The sequence below is a fragment of the Qipengyuania algicola genome, assembly GCF_042492175.1.
Classification (GTDB): Bacteria; Pseudomonadota; Alphaproteobacteria; order Sphingomonadales; family Sphingomonadaceae; genus CAJXSN01.
Window position 1 is genome coordinate 2,606,245 of sequence record NZ_CP170453.1, and the last position, 15,996, is coordinate 2,622,240.

General features: G+C 61.3%; 15 protein-coding genes. 4 read left to right on the plus strand and 11 right to left on the minus strand.

Annotation, left to right across the window (positions count from 1 at the left end; genetic code table 11):
- Positions 1-6: 6 nt before the first annotated feature.
- From ACFCW2_RS12395 to radA, 4 genes are all read right to left on the minus strand, one after another.
- Positions 7-1,647 carry an MFS transporter gene (locus ACFCW2_RS12395; protein WP_379546790.1) on the minus strand — a complete coding sequence of 547 codons (1,641 nt, stop codon included), beginning with the start codon at positions 1,645-1,647 and terminating at the stop codon, positions 7-9.
- Between the two features lie 103 nt (positions 1,648-1,750).
- A complete protein-coding gene (locus tag ACFCW2_RS12400; protein ID WP_379546792.1) occupies positions 1,751-2,155 on the minus strand; it encodes an iron-sulfur cluster assembly scaffold protein in 405 nt (134 codons plus the stop codon).
- A 74-nt stretch (positions 2,156-2,229) separates the two neighbouring features.
- Positions 2,230-2,763 (minus strand): CvpA family protein, encoded by a 534-nt coding sequence (locus ACFCW2_RS12405; protein WP_379546793.1) that lies wholly within the window; start codon positions 2,761-2,763, stop codon positions 2,230-2,232.
- Positions 2,764-2,777: 14 nt separating this feature from the next.
- Positions 2,778-4,145, minus strand: coding sequence for a DNA repair protein RadA (radA, locus tag ACFCW2_RS12410; RefSeq protein ID WP_379546795.1), 1,368 nt, complete (start codon positions 4,143-4,145; stop codon positions 2,778-2,780).
- Positions 4,146-4,216: 71 nt separating this feature from the next.
- On the opposite strand from radA, the gene ACFCW2_RS12415 reads away from it, so the two are divergent.
- Entirely contained in the window at positions 4,217-6,556 is a 2,340-nt protein-coding gene (locus ACFCW2_RS12415; RefSeq protein ID WP_379546797.1) for a patatin-like protein, read from the plus strand.
- A 14-nt stretch (positions 6,557-6,570) separates the two neighbouring features.
- Here the strand turns inward: ACFCW2_RS12415 and ACFCW2_RS12420 are convergent, their stop codons facing one another.
- The 4 genes from ACFCW2_RS12420 to dnaK form a co-directional block, all read right to left on the minus strand.
- Positions 6,571-7,209, minus strand: coding sequence for a DUF6445 family protein (locus tag ACFCW2_RS12420; RefSeq protein WP_379546798.1), 639 nt, complete (start codon positions 7,207-7,209; stop codon positions 6,571-6,573).
- Between the two features lie 16 nt (positions 7,210-7,225).
- The gene (locus ACFCW2_RS12425) at positions 7,226-8,119 is read right to left on the minus strand and encodes an MBL fold metallo-hydrolase (protein ID WP_379546799.1); all 894 of its coding nucleotides are present in this window, start codon (positions 8,117-8,119) and stop codon (positions 7,226-7,228) included.
- 86 nt (positions 8,120-8,205) lie between these two features.
- Positions 8,206-9,318: a molecular chaperone DnaJ gene (gene dnaJ, locus ACFCW2_RS12430; protein WP_379546801.1), complete on the minus strand. Its 1,113-nt coding sequence runs from the start codon at positions 9,316-9,318 to the stop codon at positions 8,206-8,208.
- A gap of 82 nt (positions 9,319-9,400) precedes the next feature.
- Positions 9,401-11,344 carry a molecular chaperone DnaK gene (gene dnaK, locus ACFCW2_RS12435; protein ID WP_379546802.1) on the minus strand — a complete coding sequence of 648 codons (1,944 nt, stop codon included), beginning with the start codon at positions 11,342-11,344 and terminating at the stop codon, positions 9,401-9,403.
- Between the two features lie 184 nt (positions 11,345-11,528).
- Here dnaK and ACFCW2_RS12440 point away from each other — a divergent pair, with 184 nt between their 5' ends.
- The 3 genes from ACFCW2_RS12440 (at position 11,529) to ACFCW2_RS12450 (ending at position 13,780) form a co-directional block, all read left to right on the plus strand.
- The gene (locus tag ACFCW2_RS12440; protein ID WP_379546804.1) at positions 11,529-12,002 is read left to right on the plus strand and encodes a copper chaperone PCu(A)C; all 474 of its coding nucleotides are present in this window, start codon (positions 11,529-11,531) and stop codon (positions 12,000-12,002) included.
- 2 nt (positions 12,003-12,004) lie between these two features.
- Entirely contained in the window at positions 12,005-12,532 is a 528-nt protein-coding gene (locus ACFCW2_RS12445) for a vgr related protein (protein WP_379546805.1), read from the plus strand.
- 87 nt (positions 12,533-12,619) lie between these two features.
- Positions 12,620-13,780, plus strand: a complete 1,161-nt coding sequence (locus ACFCW2_RS12450; protein ID WP_379546807.1) for an indoleamine 2,3-dioxygenase — start codon at positions 12,620-12,622, stop codon at positions 13,778-13,780.
- Between the two features lie 63 nt (positions 13,781-13,843).
- On the opposite strand, the gene ACFCW2_RS12455 is transcribed toward ACFCW2_RS12450, so the two are convergent.
- The 3 genes from ACFCW2_RS12455 to hrcA all read right to left on the minus strand — a co-directional run bounded on the left by ACFCW2_RS12455 (position 13,844) and on the right by hrcA (position 15,971).
- Positions 13,844-14,137, minus strand: a complete 294-nt coding sequence (locus tag ACFCW2_RS12455) for a hypothetical protein (RefSeq protein ID WP_379546808.1) — start codon at positions 14,135-14,137, stop codon at positions 13,844-13,846.
- 174 nt (positions 14,138-14,311) lie between these two features.
- Positions 14,312-14,911 (minus strand): nucleotide exchange factor GrpE, encoded by a 600-nt coding sequence (grpE, locus tag ACFCW2_RS12460; protein ID WP_379546810.1) that lies wholly within the window; start codon positions 14,909-14,911, stop codon positions 14,312-14,314.
- 19 nt (positions 14,912-14,930) lie between these two features.
- A complete protein-coding gene (gene hrcA, locus ACFCW2_RS12465; RefSeq protein ID WP_379546811.1) occupies positions 14,931-15,971 on the minus strand; it encodes a heat-inducible transcriptional repressor HrcA in 1,041 nt (346 codons plus the stop codon).
- Positions 15,972-15,996 lie beyond the last annotated feature (25 nt).

Consider the following 15,996-nt stretch of genomic DNA (forward strand, 5'->3'; position numbering starts at 1 on the left):
GTTCTGTCAGGTCGCGACGTCATCTTCAAAATCGCGGGGCGGGCCATCCGGAATGCCCCACCAGGCGACCACGATACCGAATGCAACCACAATCCAGGTGTACCAGAGACCGGAATAGATATTGCCAGTACTGGCGACGATGATCCCTGCGATCAGCGGCAGGAAGCCGCCGAGATACCCGGCACCGATGTGATACGGGATCGACATCGACGAATAGCGGATCTTGGGCGGAAACATTTCCGACAGGAGCGCAGCCACCGAACCATAAGTCAGCGCAGACAACATGCCCGCCACAAGCAGAAGGGCGATGATCCCGATGATATTCGCCAATGGCGGCACCTGACGGGTAAAGTCGAAACCTGCGGCACCAAGCTGTTCCTGCAATCCCGCGGTCCGCGCCGCCCCATCACTGAGCCAGTTATCGCCGATGACCACAGCTTCTCCGCCAACAGTGACGCTCAGGGGTTCCCCCGCGACGACCGTATAGGAAACGCCGCTGGCGATCAGTGATCCGAGAATCTTGCCGCAATCGCTGGGCTCGCGGTCCAGCAGCTCGGCAAAGGGATCGGTCACGCATTGCTGCCCGGTCACGACGACCGGAGCGCGCTCGGCAGCCGCAGCGAGGCCCGGATTGGCCAGCGCCCCCATGCCCCAGAAAATCGGGAATAGCAGCGCCAGCGTGGCCAGCGCACCGATAATAATCGGCTTCTTGCGCCCGACCCGGTCCGACCATTTGCCGACAATCAAATAGAACCCCATCGACAGGGTTCCGGCGATCAGCAGGATCACTTCGACGCTGGTTTCATCGAGGCGCATATCGCCCTTGAGGAAAGAGAGGCTGGAGAAGAATGCCGAATACCAGATCGTGGTAAGGATCCCGGTAATCCCGAACAGCGCGACAAAGATGCGCTTCTTGTTGCCGGGATAGGTAAAGCTTTCAATGAAGGGATTGCCCGATGTTTCGCCCGCTTCCTTCATCGCCTTGAAGACCGGGCTTTCGGATAGCTTGAAGCGCATCCACAGGGAAATGACCAAGAGGAGGATCGAAAGCAGGAAAGGCACACGCCAGCCCCACGCCTCAAAAGCCTCTTGGGGAATGATGACGCGGCAGAGCAGCACCACGATAATGCTGAGCACAAAACCGCCCACGACACTGGCCTGAATAAAGCTGGTATAGAAGCCGCGCTTCTCTGGCGGTGCATGCTCTGCGACATAGATCGCTGCGCCGCCATATTCGCCGCCAAGGGCAAGCCCCTGCAATACGCGAAGGATGATAACGATAATCGGCGCTACCACGCCAATCTGATCCACGGTCGGTATGAGCCCGACACCCGCGGTGGCGATGCCCATCAAGGTCACCGTGACAAGGAAAGTGTATTTGCGCCCCAGTCGGTCGCCGAGAAAGCCGAACAGGATGGCCCCAATGGGCCGAAAGGCAAATCCCACGGCAAAGGTCGACCAGACCAGCAACAGGCCGAGCGTCGGATCATCGACGTCGTAAAACGCATCTTTGAGGATATAGGCGAGTGTCCCGTAGATGAAGAAATCATACCACTCGAACACCGTCCCGGCGGATGAAGCGCCGATCACCAGGCGGATTTCCTTCTCGGTCGGCTCACTAACCGCTGCAGTTTCCGATGTGCTCATGATGCGATGTGCCCTTCCCCAAACAAGACGCCGCAGGCCTAGCGTTCATGGCCGGTAATTCAAGCCGCCAGTGCCTGCGCACCACCTGTCAATTTCATCAAAATCAAATGCGCGCATCTGGCAAAGCATCGGGCAACGCATTTCCCAACGCTTTCCATGGCAGCAATATGGCACCGTGGCGTGCATGATAATCGCGTGCAATTGCAATGGCTGACAGGTCCGGGGCCGATGGCACTGGAGCATCTCCGGCAAGCCAATCCACGACGCTGGTACGGGCGCTTGCGGCGTCGGCGGCGGATTTGCCGATCACCCAACCGGCGAACAGCGCGGCGCTCGCCTGTCCAACGGCGCAGGCCTGCACCATCAGGCCGACCGAGGCGATAGCGCCATTTACCATCTGCACATCAATTGCGAGCGAGCCGCCGCAGGTTTCGGATCGCGCGGATCCGTGCAGCGGGGCATCGGGAAGGCGCGGATAAGCGGCAAGGCCGGTTGCCAGCGCGAGCATTTCTGGGGTGTACAGTTTCGAGGAAGGCGAGCGGCTCCTATTTTGCCCTGAGTTCTGCCCAGTCGTCGACACGCTCATTGCGCGTTATCGCCGCCGGGCTTTTCGTCCTCTTCCAACTGCGCACGGCGGGCTGCAATCAAGGGGACCAACTCGTTGGTCGCGGCATTGATTGCCGGATAAGTCCGGGCTGTTGCGACCCATGCCGGGCGGCCTGTCACGCTCCATTCGTCGTCGAAGGTGAAGGCAATCAGGCAAAACCCGAAGACAGCAATCAAAGCGCCCTTCACCAGTCCCATGCCGAAGCCGAGCACACGGTCCACGGGCTTCAGATCGGAACCGCCATCGTCGGTCGCGGCAAGGCCGATAATGACCTTCATCCCGGCATAGGGGATCAGCAGCAGAAGGGCGAAGGCGAGGATGGCCGAAAGCGTGCTGGAGGGAATATATCCCAGCAGGAAATCGTAGACCGGGTAGTGCAGGAAGCGCATCGAAAACGCGGCCAGAAACCATGTGGCCAGTGACAGGACTTCCTGCACCAGTCCGCGCATGAAGCCACCGATGGCGGCGACACCCACAATGACGATTACAATGATATCGAAGCCGGTCATCACGGCGGCGCCTTCTATTGGCTCCCCATGACCCGGTCAACGAGATTGGCCAGTTGGCGCAGGCCCCCATAGGTCAAATCTTTCGGCACATCGTCCACGCCGTGAGGCCCGAAGGATTTGGAGAAGCCCAGCTTGGCTCCTTCCCGCATCCGCAATCCGGCATGGGCCACGGGGCGGATTTCGCCCGCGAGGGATACCTCACCGAAGAAAATCGAGCGGTGCGGCAAAGGTTTGTCCGCCAGTGCGCTGACCAATGCGGCAGCAATCGCTAGATCGGCGGCGGGATCGGAAAGGCGGTATCCACCCGCGATATTGAGATAGACCTCGGCCGAGCTGAAATTCAGACCGCAGCGCGATTCCAGCACGGCGAGTAACATGGCCAGTCGTCCGCTATCCCATCCCACAACCGCGCGGCGCGGCGTGGCCCCTGACTGCAAGCGCACAATCAGCGCCTGCACCTCGATCAATACAGGGCGCGTCCCTTCCAAAGCCGGAAATACAGAGCTTCCTGCCAGCGGCGCATCGCGGCCCGACAGGAACAGCATGGATGGGTTGGACACTTCCTCCAGCCCCGCCCCCGCCATCGCGAAGACACCGATTTCGTCCACCGCACCGAACCTGTTCTTCAGCGCGCGCAGGATGCGGTACTGGTGGCTGCGCTCTCCCTCGAAGCTCATCACCACATCGACCATGTGCTCTAGCACGCGCGGTCCGGCGATGGTGCCGTCTTTTGTCACATGGCCGACGAGAACCAGCGCCACGCCGTTTTCCTTGGCATAACGGATTAGCTCGAATGCACAGCCGCGCACCTGACTGACCGTGCCGGGTGCACCCTCGATCGTGTCGGAATGCATGGTCTGGATTGAATCGATCACCAGCAATTTGGGCGGCTCCATCGAGCCCAGGGTGGTAAGGATATCGCGTACCGACGTCGCAGCCGCCAGACTGACCGGTGCATCTGCCAGCCCCAATCGCGCGGCACGCAAGCGAACCTGACCGGCGGCTTCTTCACCGCTGATATAGACTGACTTCCCGCCATCCTTGGCAATCGCAGCAGCCGTCTGAAGCAGCAGGGTAGATTTGCCGATGCCGGGATCGCCACCCATCAGGATCGCGCTACCCGGTACGAGCCCTCCTCCCAGAGCCCGGTCGAACTCAGGCAGACCGGTTGGCTGGCGCACCGGCATTTCGCCCGGTTTGTCCAACGGGACGAAAGAAACCGGCCTCCCCCCGCTCGACAGGTCATGCTTTTGCGAGAACACCGTCGCAGGCGCGTCCTCCACCAGCGTGTTCCATTCCGCGCAATCGCCGCACTGCCCCTGCCAACGGGGCGACACGGACCCGCAGGCCTGACAGATGTAGCGTTTCTTCGGCTTTGCCATGGGCACTTCCGTAAACAGAACATTTCCAGAACGCAATTGCGCTCGGTGAATATCCCCGCCACAAGGTCCGCATGCGCCAGAAAGAACTTCGCATTGCGCTCGTCTGCTATGGAGGGGTCAGCCTTGCGGTCTATATGCACGGCGTCACCAAGGAAGTGTGGAAGCTGGCCCGGGCCAGCCGCGCCTTCCACGATGGCGACACGGATGCGGCCGAGGCCCGCGACGGCGCAGAGGCGGTCTACCTCCGGCTGCTTGCCCATTTGCGGGATGAGAACGGGCTGTTGCTGCGGGTGCTGCCCGACATCCTGACCGGAGCCAGCGCGGGCGGGATCAATGCCGTGTTTCTGGCCGAGGCGCTGCATTCGGGCCGATCTCTCGATCCATTGACCGACCTGTGGCTGGAAAACGCTGATATCGACCGGCTGACGGACAAGGATGCCCGGCCTGTGTGGCGCTACGCCAAGATATGGGCGCAGCCACTGGCGGAATATGTTCTGCGGCGTCCGGGCAACGCCGTGAGCGAAAGCGTTGCGCCCGAGACCCGCGAGGAGGTGCGCACCAAGGTCTCGCGCCTGATCCGGGGCCGCTGGTTCCAACCGCCGTTTTCGGGCCTTGGCATGTCCATGCTGCTCCACACGGCGCTGGAGGCGATGGCGAATGGAGAGCCGGGGCCACCATTACTGCCGCCCGGCCATCCGCTGGACCTCTATGTCACCACGACCGATTTTCGCGGCTACCGCGCGATGCTTCGCCTGAATTCGCCCCCAGTGGTGCTGGAAAGCGAGCACCGCTTGCCGATATCCTTTCATGCACAAACCCCGTCAAAGGGCGGACAAGGTCTTGCCAATTCGCTGGAGCTGACCTTCGCGGCACGTGCTACCTCGAGCTTCCCGGGAGCATTTCCCCCGCTGAAAGTGGCCGAGATCGACCGCATGGGCGATCTGCTGCAGCGCAATTGGCCCGAACGTGACGCATTCCTCCGACGCAATATGCCCGCGCATCTCGAACAGGGGGACGTGGACAGGGTCGCGCTGATTGACGGCGGCGTGCTGGTCAACGCTCCGTTTCGCGCGGCAACCGAGGCACTGCGGGGCCGCCCAGCCAACCGCGAAGTGGACCGGCGTTTCGTCTATATCGACCCCCGTCCCGAACGCTTCTCTGACGATGAGGATAAGGAACCGCGCCCGGTCGGCTTCTTCTCCGCCATTTTCGGCTCGCTCTCGACCATCCCGCGCGAACAGCCGATCCGCGACAATATTCAGGTGCTGGAAAAACAATCGCGCGAGGCACTGCGGCGGCGCGAGATACTCGGCGGGATGCGGCCCGGTGTGGAGGCGGCGGTGGACAAATTGTTCGGGCGCACCCTGTTCCTCAATCGGCCCACTGCCAAGCGCTTGAAAAACTGGCGCAACCGCGCGCAGCAGGCGGCAGCGGAAGGGGCCGGGTTCACCTATCACGCTTACTCGCAGGTCAAATTCAGCGGGATTGTGGAGAGACTGGCGCGCATGGTGGCGCAGGCTGCGCCTTCTGCCCATCGGACCATGGGAACTCCGGACACGCGAGCCATCGCGCATCGGTTGCGCGGCGAATTGGAAGCGCGCGGCCTTGGCGAGTTGAGCGATCCGGGTGGCGGTGCAAGCGAGGCTGCAATTGCGTTCTTCCGCGCGCATGATTTGGGCTTCCGCATTCGCCGATTGCGATTGCTGGCCCGCCGCGCATCGCGGGACTGGGAAGCCGATCCCGAGATTGATGACGCCGCAGCCGACGCCGCCCGCGCGGCGATCTATGACATCCTTGCGCTGTATTTCGAGCGCGAGGAGGCGGCGCATTTTGGTGATGAATTCGCGCAGATAGCCGGCAATGCGATGAAGGATCCGGGCGCGGTGCTGGATTACCTCGCCGCGCGGCATCTGTTGCCGGAACTGGATGACCGGGCGGAAGAGATGCTGGCCGAAGCACTCGCCGGAATGCCGCAGAACCTCCGCCGCAAAATGCTGCTTACTTATCTTGGTTTCCCCTTCTACGACGTTTCCACCTTGCCCCTGCTTGGCTCCGACGGATTGACGGAATTTGATCCGGTGAAGGTCGACAGGATTAGCCCGGAGGACGCGACGAGCATTCGCGAAGGCGGCACGGCGGCGACATTGCGCGGCACAGAGTTCTATAGCTTCGGGGCATTCTTCAGCCGCGTTTACCGCGAGAACGACTATCTGTGGGGCCGCCTGCACGGAGCCGAGCGGATGGTCGATCTGGTGTGCTCCACGCTCGATGCGCCCATGGATGAGGCGGTCTGCATGGGCTTCAAGCGCGACCTGTTTCTGGCAATTCTGGATGAGGAGCGCGGGCGGCTTGTGGCCGACCCCGAACTCGTTAACCGGATCGAGACCGAAGTGCGTGAGCGGTTAGTGTAGCTCGGCTATCCCGCTTACCCGGGCAGCGCGCCTGCCCTGTCGAAGAACAGCAACATCGCCAGCCGTCCGCTTTCCAGATCGGTGCCGAAACCGGGCGCAGCGGTGTGGAATAGCCAGGGGGAAAACAAGATCAGCCGGTTGAACCGGATCGGCACCCGAATGGTCCGCTGCCACTTGGCCGGATGGGTCGTATCCTTGTTCACCACCTCGCCCAGCACCGCGTTGATATCGGGAAATCCGGCAGCGCGCGCGGCTTCCAGTGTGGGCGGCACTCGGTCCAGCCCGCTCTTCTTGTGGCGAAAGAAATCCGTGCCGCCGGCATTGGGCTTTTCGCAGTCTTCCGGACGGGAGAGATAGAGAATGCCGGAATAGAATGCGGGATCGACGTGGACCCCGCTTTGCCCCTTGTCGTTCTTCAGCGTGATCCGGCAACGGCCATGGCTGGTCTGCGGCGTTCCCACAACCGGCACACCGATCTGGTTGGAAACGGCCTGCTCCAGCGTCTTGGTAGGCAAGGCTTTCGATGAATTCCGTCCCGGAAAATTGCTCTGGTTCGCCTCGTCATCATAGTCGAGCGCCAGCGCCGCGCGGCGGACGCTGTGCGGCTCGGCGAGAAAATCATCGATGATGGTGAGGGATGGCAGGACGGCCACTGGGTTTGCTCCGGTGTCAGTCCAGCGAGGTCCAGATCGCCTCGACGAACTGGTCGGGACCGATGAAGCCCTCGCCCCGGTTGAAGCCTGCCAGCGGTTTCGCCGCAATCGCCTCTTCCTTGGTCATGCCCTCATCTCGCAAGGCGCGCACCAGCGACACCGCCTCACCCATCATCGCGCGATAAGCGACCAGCTCGGCCTTGTTCGACATCGGTCCGTGGCCCGGGATCACTTGGGTTTCATCGTCGATCATGCGGATCACCTGATCCAGCGAATTCATTGCATTCACGACATTACCGCCGGAGTTTACATCGATGAACGGATAGCCGGGGATCTTGAAATAGAGGTCACCCATATGGACGATATTGGCCTCCTCCCAATGGATCACACTGTCGCCATCGGTGTGCCCGCCGCCAGTGAACACGACGTTCACGCGGTCGCCATTGAGATTGAACCGCAGACCTTGTTCATAGGTGACGACCGGCAGAGCAATCTTCGCCGCAGGCGGGGTCGAGTTGCCCGCCGCCATGCCGCCCGCTGCCATGCGTGTGCGGACATTGTGGTGCGCAAAGATCAGCGCACCGGCTTTGCCGAAATTCTCGTTTCCGCCCGAATGATCGAAATGCCAATGGGTGTTGATGAGATAGTCGACCGGCCCTGCGCCCAGTTCGGCAATCGCGGCCTGAATCTTGGCTGTGAGCGGCGCAAACTGGTCGTCGATTAGGACCGTGCCGTCTTCGCCATGGCTGACGCCGATATTGCCGCCCGCGCCGAACAGAACCGCCACACCGGGGGCAATTTCCTCGGTCGTGATCTGCACGTCGTCGAAATTACGCTGGGCCATCGCGGGCGATGCTGCCAGCAATGCGGCAGCGGACGCAGCGAGCGTTGCGGTTACGAGTTTCTTCATCAGACCATCCCTTTTGTATCGTTGGGATTGTCCTAAGCGCAAAGCGATTTGGCTGTCGAGAGGCCCGAGCTGATCAGGCGTTCTAATCAGGCCCCGAGCGCACCTTTCAGCTTATCGAAAAAGCCCTGCGCTTGCGGGCATTCCGCACCAGTCTCGGTCTCGCGGAACTGTGTCAGAAGTTCCTTCTGCGCTTTGCTGAGCTTGGTCGGCGTCTCGACCATGATCTCCACCACCAGATCGCCGCGCCCGCGCCCTTGCAACACGGGCATGCCCGCGCCGCGCTTGCGAAGCTGTTTGCCAGACTGGATCCCGGCGGGAATGTCGATCGAGTTGGTCGAACCGTCGAGATCGGGAATATCGACCGATCCGCCCAGCGCCGCGGTCGTGAAACTGATCGGCACGCGGGTCAGCAATGTGGTGCCTTCGCGCTGGAACAGGTCATGCTCGGCAATGTGGATGAAAATGTAGAGGTCGCCCGGAGGTGCACCGCGTGGGCCTGCCTCGCCCTTGCCGCTCAATCGGATACGCGTGCCCGTATCGACGCCGGGCGGAATTTCCACGTCGAGGGCTTGTGGCATGTCCACCCGGCCCTCGCCCCGGCAATTGCCACACGGGTCTTCCAGAACTTCGCCGCGCCCGTGGCAATTGGGGCAAGGCCGCTCGACCACAAAGAACCCCTGATTGGCGCGGACTTTGCCGTGGCCATTGCACAGGTTGCAGCCGCGCGTACCGGTACCCGGCTCTGCGCCCGAACCGTTGCAAGTGTCGCAGCTTTGCGAGACTTCGATTTCGATCTGGGTCTGCTTGCCGTCAAATGCTTCTTCCAGCGTGACCTGCATGTCATAGCGCAAGTCTGCTCCGCGCGACTGGCGCTGACGCCCGCCGCGCCCGAAGCCGCCGCCGAAGATTGTCTCGAAAATATCGCCGATATCGCCGAAATCCGCATGGCCGCCGCCGGGGCCGCCCTGTTGTTGGAAAGCGGCATGGCCATACTGATCGTAGGCCGCGCGCTTTTGCGGGTCTTTCAGCACTTCGTAGGCTGCGCCCACCGCCTTGAAATGGGCCTCTGCCTCGGCATCACCCGGATTGCGATCGGGGTGATATTTCATCGCCAGCTTGCGATAGGCGGATTTAAGCGCGGCGGCATCCGCACTGCGGTCCACGCCCAGCAATTCGTAGAGGTCGGTTTCGGAAGCCAAAGGAAATTCCCTGTTCGTTAAACGCTAGACCGCCGCCGATGCGCGATTGCACCGGCGGCGGCTTTGTTCGTCATTCGAACGATCAGCTCTTGGCGTCAGCGTCTGCGTCGGCATCGGTGTCGACTTCGGAGAACTCCGCATCGACAACGTCTTCGTCCTTGGCTGCATCTTCGCCGCCATCAGCCGGAGCATCGGAAGCCGCGCTGGCCTGCTCCTGCTCATAGATTTGCTGGCCCATCTTCATGGCGACTTCGGTCAATTCCTGCGCCATTGCAGAGATTGCATCGGCGTCGTCACCTTCCAGAGCCGTCTTGGTCTCGGCGATTTTCGCTTCGACTTCGGTCTTCAGCGCGTCGTCGATCTTGTCGCCATGTTCGGAGATCTGCTTCTCGGTCGCATGGACGAGGCTGTCGGCCTGGTTGCGGGCTTCGGCGCTTTCACGGCGCTTCTTGTCTTCTTCGGCGAATTTCTCCGCATCCTGAACCATCTGGTCGATATCGGCTTCGTTGAGGCCGCCCGACGCCTGGATCTTGATGGTCTGTTCCTTGCCCGTGCCCTTGTCCTTGGCGGACACGTTCACGATGCCATTGGCGTCGATGTCGAAGGTCACTTCCACCTGCGGCACGCCGCGCGGTGCGGGCGGAATGCCAACAAGGTCAAAATTGCCGAGCAGCTTGTTGTCGGCCGCCATTTCACGTTCGCCCTGGAACACGCGGATCGTCACGGCCTGCTGATTATCTTCAGCGGTCGAGTAGGTCTGCGATTTCTTGGTCGGGATCGTCGTGTTGCGGTCGATCATGCGTGTGAAGACACCGCCCAGCGTCTCGATACCCAGCGACAGCGGGGTCACGTCGAGCAGCAGAACGTCTTTCACATCGCCCTGCAGAACGCCGGCCTGAATAGCGGCGCCCATGGCAACGACTTCGTCCGGGTTTACGCCGGTATTGGGCTTCTTGCCGAAGAATTCTTCCACGACTTCGCGCACCTTGGGCATGCGGGTCATACCGCCGACCAGAATGACTTCGTCGATGTCCTTCGCTGCCAGACCGGCATCGGCCAGCGCCTTCTTGCTCGGCTCCAGCGTGCGCTTGATCAGATCACCGACCAGCTGCTCCAGCTTGGAACGGGTCAGCGTTTCAACTAGATGTAGCGGGGTTGACGCGCCGCCTTCCATGCGGGCGGTGATGAAGGGCAGGTTGACCTCGGTCTGGGCCGAGCTGGACAGCTCGATCTTGGCCTTCTCAGCCGCTTCTTTCAGACGCTGCAGAGCCAGCTTGTCGGTCCGCAGGTCCATGTTTTCCTTCTTCTTGAAGGCCTCTGCGAGATACTCGACAATCGCGTTGTCGAAGTCTTCACCGCCGAGGAATGTGTCGCCATTGGTCGACTTCACTTCGAACACGCCGTCGCCGATTTCCAGCACGGAGACGTCGAAGGTGCCGCCGCCAAGGTCATAGACTGCGATGGTCTTGCCATCTTCCTTGTCCATTCCGTAGGCGAGCGCGGCTGCGGTCGGCTCGTTGATGATGCGCAGGACTTCCAGACCAGCAATCTGACCGGCGTCCTTGGTTGCCTGACGCTGGGCATCGTTGAAATATGCCGGGACGGTGATCACCGCCTGCGTCACGGTTTCGCCCAGATAGCTCTCGGCGGTTTCCTTCATCTTTTGCAGGATGAATGCAGAAATCTGGCTGGGGGAGTATTCCTCGCCGCCTGCCTTGACCCATGCGTCGCCGGTCTTTCCCTTGACGATGTCGTAGGGGACCAGCTCCATGTCCTTCTTGGTCAAAGGATCATCGAACCGGCGGCCGATCAGGCGCTTGATCGCAAACAAGGTGTTGTCGGGATTGGTCACAGCCTGCCGCTTTGCCGGCTGGCCGATCAGACGTTCGCTATCCTTGGTGAAGGCGACGATCGACGGCGTGGTGCGCGCGCCTTCCGAATTCTCCACGACCTTCGGCTTGCCGCCGTCCATTACGGCAACACAGCTGTTGGTGGTGCCAAGGTCGATACCGATCACTTTACTCATTCTGTACCCCATCTTCTTTCAGGTATTGGACACCGCCCATGGACCCCCCACCCATGTGGCAAGGCCTGTCGGCGGCTCGATTATGAGGGCGATATAGGTGGCCTTTCCCTTGGCACAAGGGAGGTAGCGGGCTAGGCGAGCATACAAATAAACAACCGGAGTGAAGCGCGTGAACAAATGGGCAATGGCATTGGCACTGGGGCTAGCTGGCGGCGGCTTGACCGCTTGCGGTGAGACGGCAGAAGCCCCTGCCGGTGAAGCAGCGGGCGCTGTTGAAGCTGTGCCGGGACTGACGATTGAAAACGCTCGCCTTGTGCTGAACGCAGTCGCCGGCAACCCAGCCGCGATCTACCTCGATATGAGCTATGACGGAGAACGCGCGACCACGGTTCGGGCCGCTTCTGTCGAGGGTGCCGAGAAGACGGAACTGCACGAGACCTCCGAATGGGAACGCAAAATGGTGATGGGCGAAATGGGCCCGTTGTTGCTCAACCCCGGCGATAGCGTCACCTTTGAGCCAGGCGGCAAGCATATCATGGTGTTTGGACTGCCGGACACTGTCGAGCCCGGTCAGGATGTTGATGTGACGCTGACTGTCGTGGGCGGAGACAAAACGAGCTTCACCGCCGAGGTGGTTGCAGCAGGCGCAGACCGTTAAGCGTGAGCGCGCTCGATCTGGAAAGCGATGCTGACCACGCCGAGCCGGATTTCTGTCCGGCTGGCGGCGAGCGGCGGCTGACCGAGGGGGAGACCGCCCTAGCCCGGTCGGTCTTTGGCGACGCAATCGACTATCGCAAAGTCACCATCCGGCGGCGCAAATGGGCCTTTTTCCAGCCGCGCCATGTCACCATGGCCCCGCGCGGGCATTTGCATTTTCACCCCAAGGGCGAGGCCTATTGCGAGGACTTTGCGACCGCGCATTTCCAGCGGCAGGGCCTGTTCATTCACGAAATGACGCATGTCTGGCAGACCCAGTCGAAAGGCGACTGGTACCTTCCGCTGCGCCGCCATCCATGGTGCCGCTACGACTATTCGCTCAAACCCGGGCGACCGCTGGAGGCTTACGGGATCGAGCAGCAAGCGGAGATTGTGAAGCACGCATGGATGCTGCGAAGTGGTATCGCGCTGGCAGGCGTTTCGGACCCCGCCGCCTATGATCTGCTGGTGCGGTTCCCCGGTGCCGATTAGGTTCGCTCGCTTGTGATTCCAATGGCGCGCATATAGACTTTAGTCTGTCCGGTCGGCCAAACCCGCGACCGGCTAACGAGCAATCACATGGAGCTGAAGAATTACGCCATGTCGCGGACACGCGGCTACCTTTCGCATTACGAAATCGACGAGATCACCCTGCCCCCGGTGTGGGACCCGATCGTGGAGGCAGCGGGAAATTTATCCGCGCTGTTGACCTCCGGGCGGGTGCGCCACTGGCTCGAGCAATTACCCGAACCCGACATCACCGATTGGGCCAAGGACGCACCCGAAGAAGAGGTGCGCACTGCGATGGTCCACATGTCCTTTCTGGTGCAGGCCTATGTCTGGGGAGAGGCCGATGCACCCGCCTCCCTGCCCGCCAATCTGGCCCGTCCAATGGTCGCCATTTCAGACCGTCTTGGGCAAGCGCCGTTGCTGCCCTATTCGGGCTATGTTCTCGACAATTGGTACCGGATCGACAAATCGGGCCCCATCATGCTCGACAATATCGCGATGCACCAGAATTTTCTCGGCGGTGATGACGAAAACTGGTTCGTCCTGATCCATGTTGCGATCGAAGCGGAAGCGGGCGTTCTGCTCGACAATGCGGCGAGGCTGGTCACGGTCGCCAAGAACAAGGATGCAGCCGAAGCCACCCGCTTGCTGACCGAGATGGATGAGGCGTGGGAGCGTATTTACGCGGTGTTCGGGCGGATGACCGAGCGCTGCGACCCCTATATCTATTTCCACCGGGTGCGCCCCTATATCCATGGCTGGGCGAATAATCCGGCGCTGGATGGCGGCCTGATCTATCAAGGCGTGGAAGCACTGGGCGGGAAACCGCAGGCGCTGCGCGGCCAGACAGGTTCACAATCGAGCATCGTCCCGGCAATGGATGCGCTGTTCCAGGTGGGCCACAGCGATGATCCGCTGAAAAGCTTTCTGGATGAGCTGCACCATTATCGCCCGGTAGAGCATCGCCGGTTTATCGAGGATCTGGCCCGGCATTCGACCTTGCGCGATTTTGTCGCCGGGTCCGGTGATCCGGCGCTAAAGGCGGCGTTCAATGCCTGTCTGGAGCAATCAGCCCGGTTCCGCACCCGGCATCTCGAATACGCAGCGAGCTATATCAACAAGCAAGCCGGTTCGATTGCCGGGAATGATCCCGACGTCGGGACAGGCGGCACGCCCTTCATGAAATATCTGAAGAAGCACCGCGACGAAAACCGGGCGCAGACCGTCTAGGCCTCAGGTGCATCACGATCTGGCCGCGCCAACACCCGGCGCGGCCAGATTGCTGCGCTGCAATCAATAGCGCGGATCGGCCGGATAACCTGCGGTCCCGAAGCAATCATCATCGAGATACCGGCTGTTGTTGTAGCCATCGCATTTGTCGTTCTTGTCGACGAAATATCCGGCAAGGCCGCCCGCAGCGGCCCCCGCCAGAGCGTAGGTGGCGATATCCCCTCCGGTAAGCGCGGCAATGCCTGCTCCTGCTGCCGCTCCAGCCAGACCGCCCTCCGCAGCATAGTTTTCGGCACATCCGGGCAAGGTCAGCGCGCTGACCATGGCGACGGGTGCGACGTATAGAGACTTTTTCATGCGACTTCTCCTTTGTGGCCCTTCCCTGAGCATCCATCGTATCACTAATGCCCCGGAGAAGTTCGACGAATTTCTGCGGTTTGCCTTTCGCTAGGCACAGATAGGCGCACCCCGATACGAAAACGGGCGGCCACTCGCATGACCGCCCGCTCAGATTGATAAGGTGTCCCTGACTTAGTCGGGCTTCTTCGCCACACCGACCATTGCCGGGCGCAGCAGGCGATCCTTGATCATATAGCCGGCCTGCATCTCCTGGACGATGGTTCCGGGATCATGCTCGTCCGTCGGCACTTCCATCATTGCCTGATGCTGGTTCGGGTCGAGTGGCAGACCCATGGCGGCGATGCGCTCCACCCCGTGCTGGCCGAAAACTTTGGTCAGCTCGCGCTGGGTCGCTTCGATTCCGGCGACCAGACCTTTGAACTTCTCATCCTCGCGCAAGGCCTCCGGAATGGATTCCACAGCGCGCGAGAGGTTGTCGGCCACGGATAATATATCCCGCGCGAAACCGGTCGCGGCGTAGGTCCGCGCATCGGCCACGTCCTTCTCCATCCGGCGTCGGACATTCTGCGTGTCGGCGCGGGCATAGAGGGTTTCCTGCTTGGCCTCGGCCAAATCGTTGCGCAGCTGCTCGAGCTCTGCGCTCAAATCGGGCTCGCTCTCTTCCTCAGCGTCATCTTCATCGCCGAGCATGTGCTCGGGCACGCCTTCCAGCTCTTTTTCGATCTCTGCGTCTGCGCCTGCCGTATCCGGCTTGTTCGTGTCATCCATCATGGGTGAAGTGTTTTCCGTATTATCCGATGAGTTTGCCCAGTGAGCGGGCTGTGAAATCAACCATGGGCACGACGCGGGCGTAATTCAACCGCGTGGGACCGATCACACCCAGCACGCCCACCACTTTCCCTTCTCTGTCGCGGTAGGGTGAAGCGATGACCGACGACCCGCTGAGCGCGAACAGACGGTTTTCTGCGCCGATGAAAATGCGCGTAGATTCCGCTTCGCGCGCTCTTTCCAGCAAATCGGCGACCGAGTGTTTGCTTTCCAGATCATCGAGAAGGGACCGAACCCGCTCCAGATCCTCCATAGCGGCTTCGTCCAGAAGATTGGCTTGCCCGCGCACAATCAGGACGGGGCGCTCCGCGGCATCCTCGCTCCACACGGCGATACCGCGCTCCACCAGATCGCGGCTTGCTTCGTCGAGCGCGCTCTTTCCGCTGGCCAGTTCGCGCCGAATGTCGGCCGCCGCCTCGGGCAAAGTGCGGCCTGCCAAACGGGCAGAAATGTAATTGCTGACCTGTTCGAGGGTTTGGCCCGGCGTAGTGCCCACATCCATTACGCGGTTTTCCACCTGACCGTCCTCGCCCACCAGAACCGCGAGCGCCCGCCCCTGCCCCAGCGGCACCAGCGTCACCTGTGACAGTCGCGGCTCACGGCGTGGCACCATCACCATGCCCGCTGCCCCGCTGATGTCTGACAGGATCGCGCTGGTCGTTTCCAGCGCCTGCTCGATCGGGCCGGATGTACTCAATCGCTGCTCGATGGCGGCTCGCTCCACAGCGGTCGGTTCAGCCACCTGCATCATGCCATCGACAAAGATGCGCAGGCCGCTTTCGGTCGGCATCCTACCGGCGCTGGTATGCGGAGCGGACAGCAGTCCGGCGCTTTCCAGATCGGCCAGAACGGAGCGGATCGAGGCTGGCGACAGGTTCAGCCCCCCTCCCTGCGCCAAGGTTTTGGAGCCGACAGGTTCCCCGCTATCGAGATAGCCTTCCACCACCAGCTGAAATATAGAGCGCGCGCGGTCTGTCAGTTCGTTGAGCGGGGGCGAGGCCATATTACCAACAGATAGCGATGGCGCT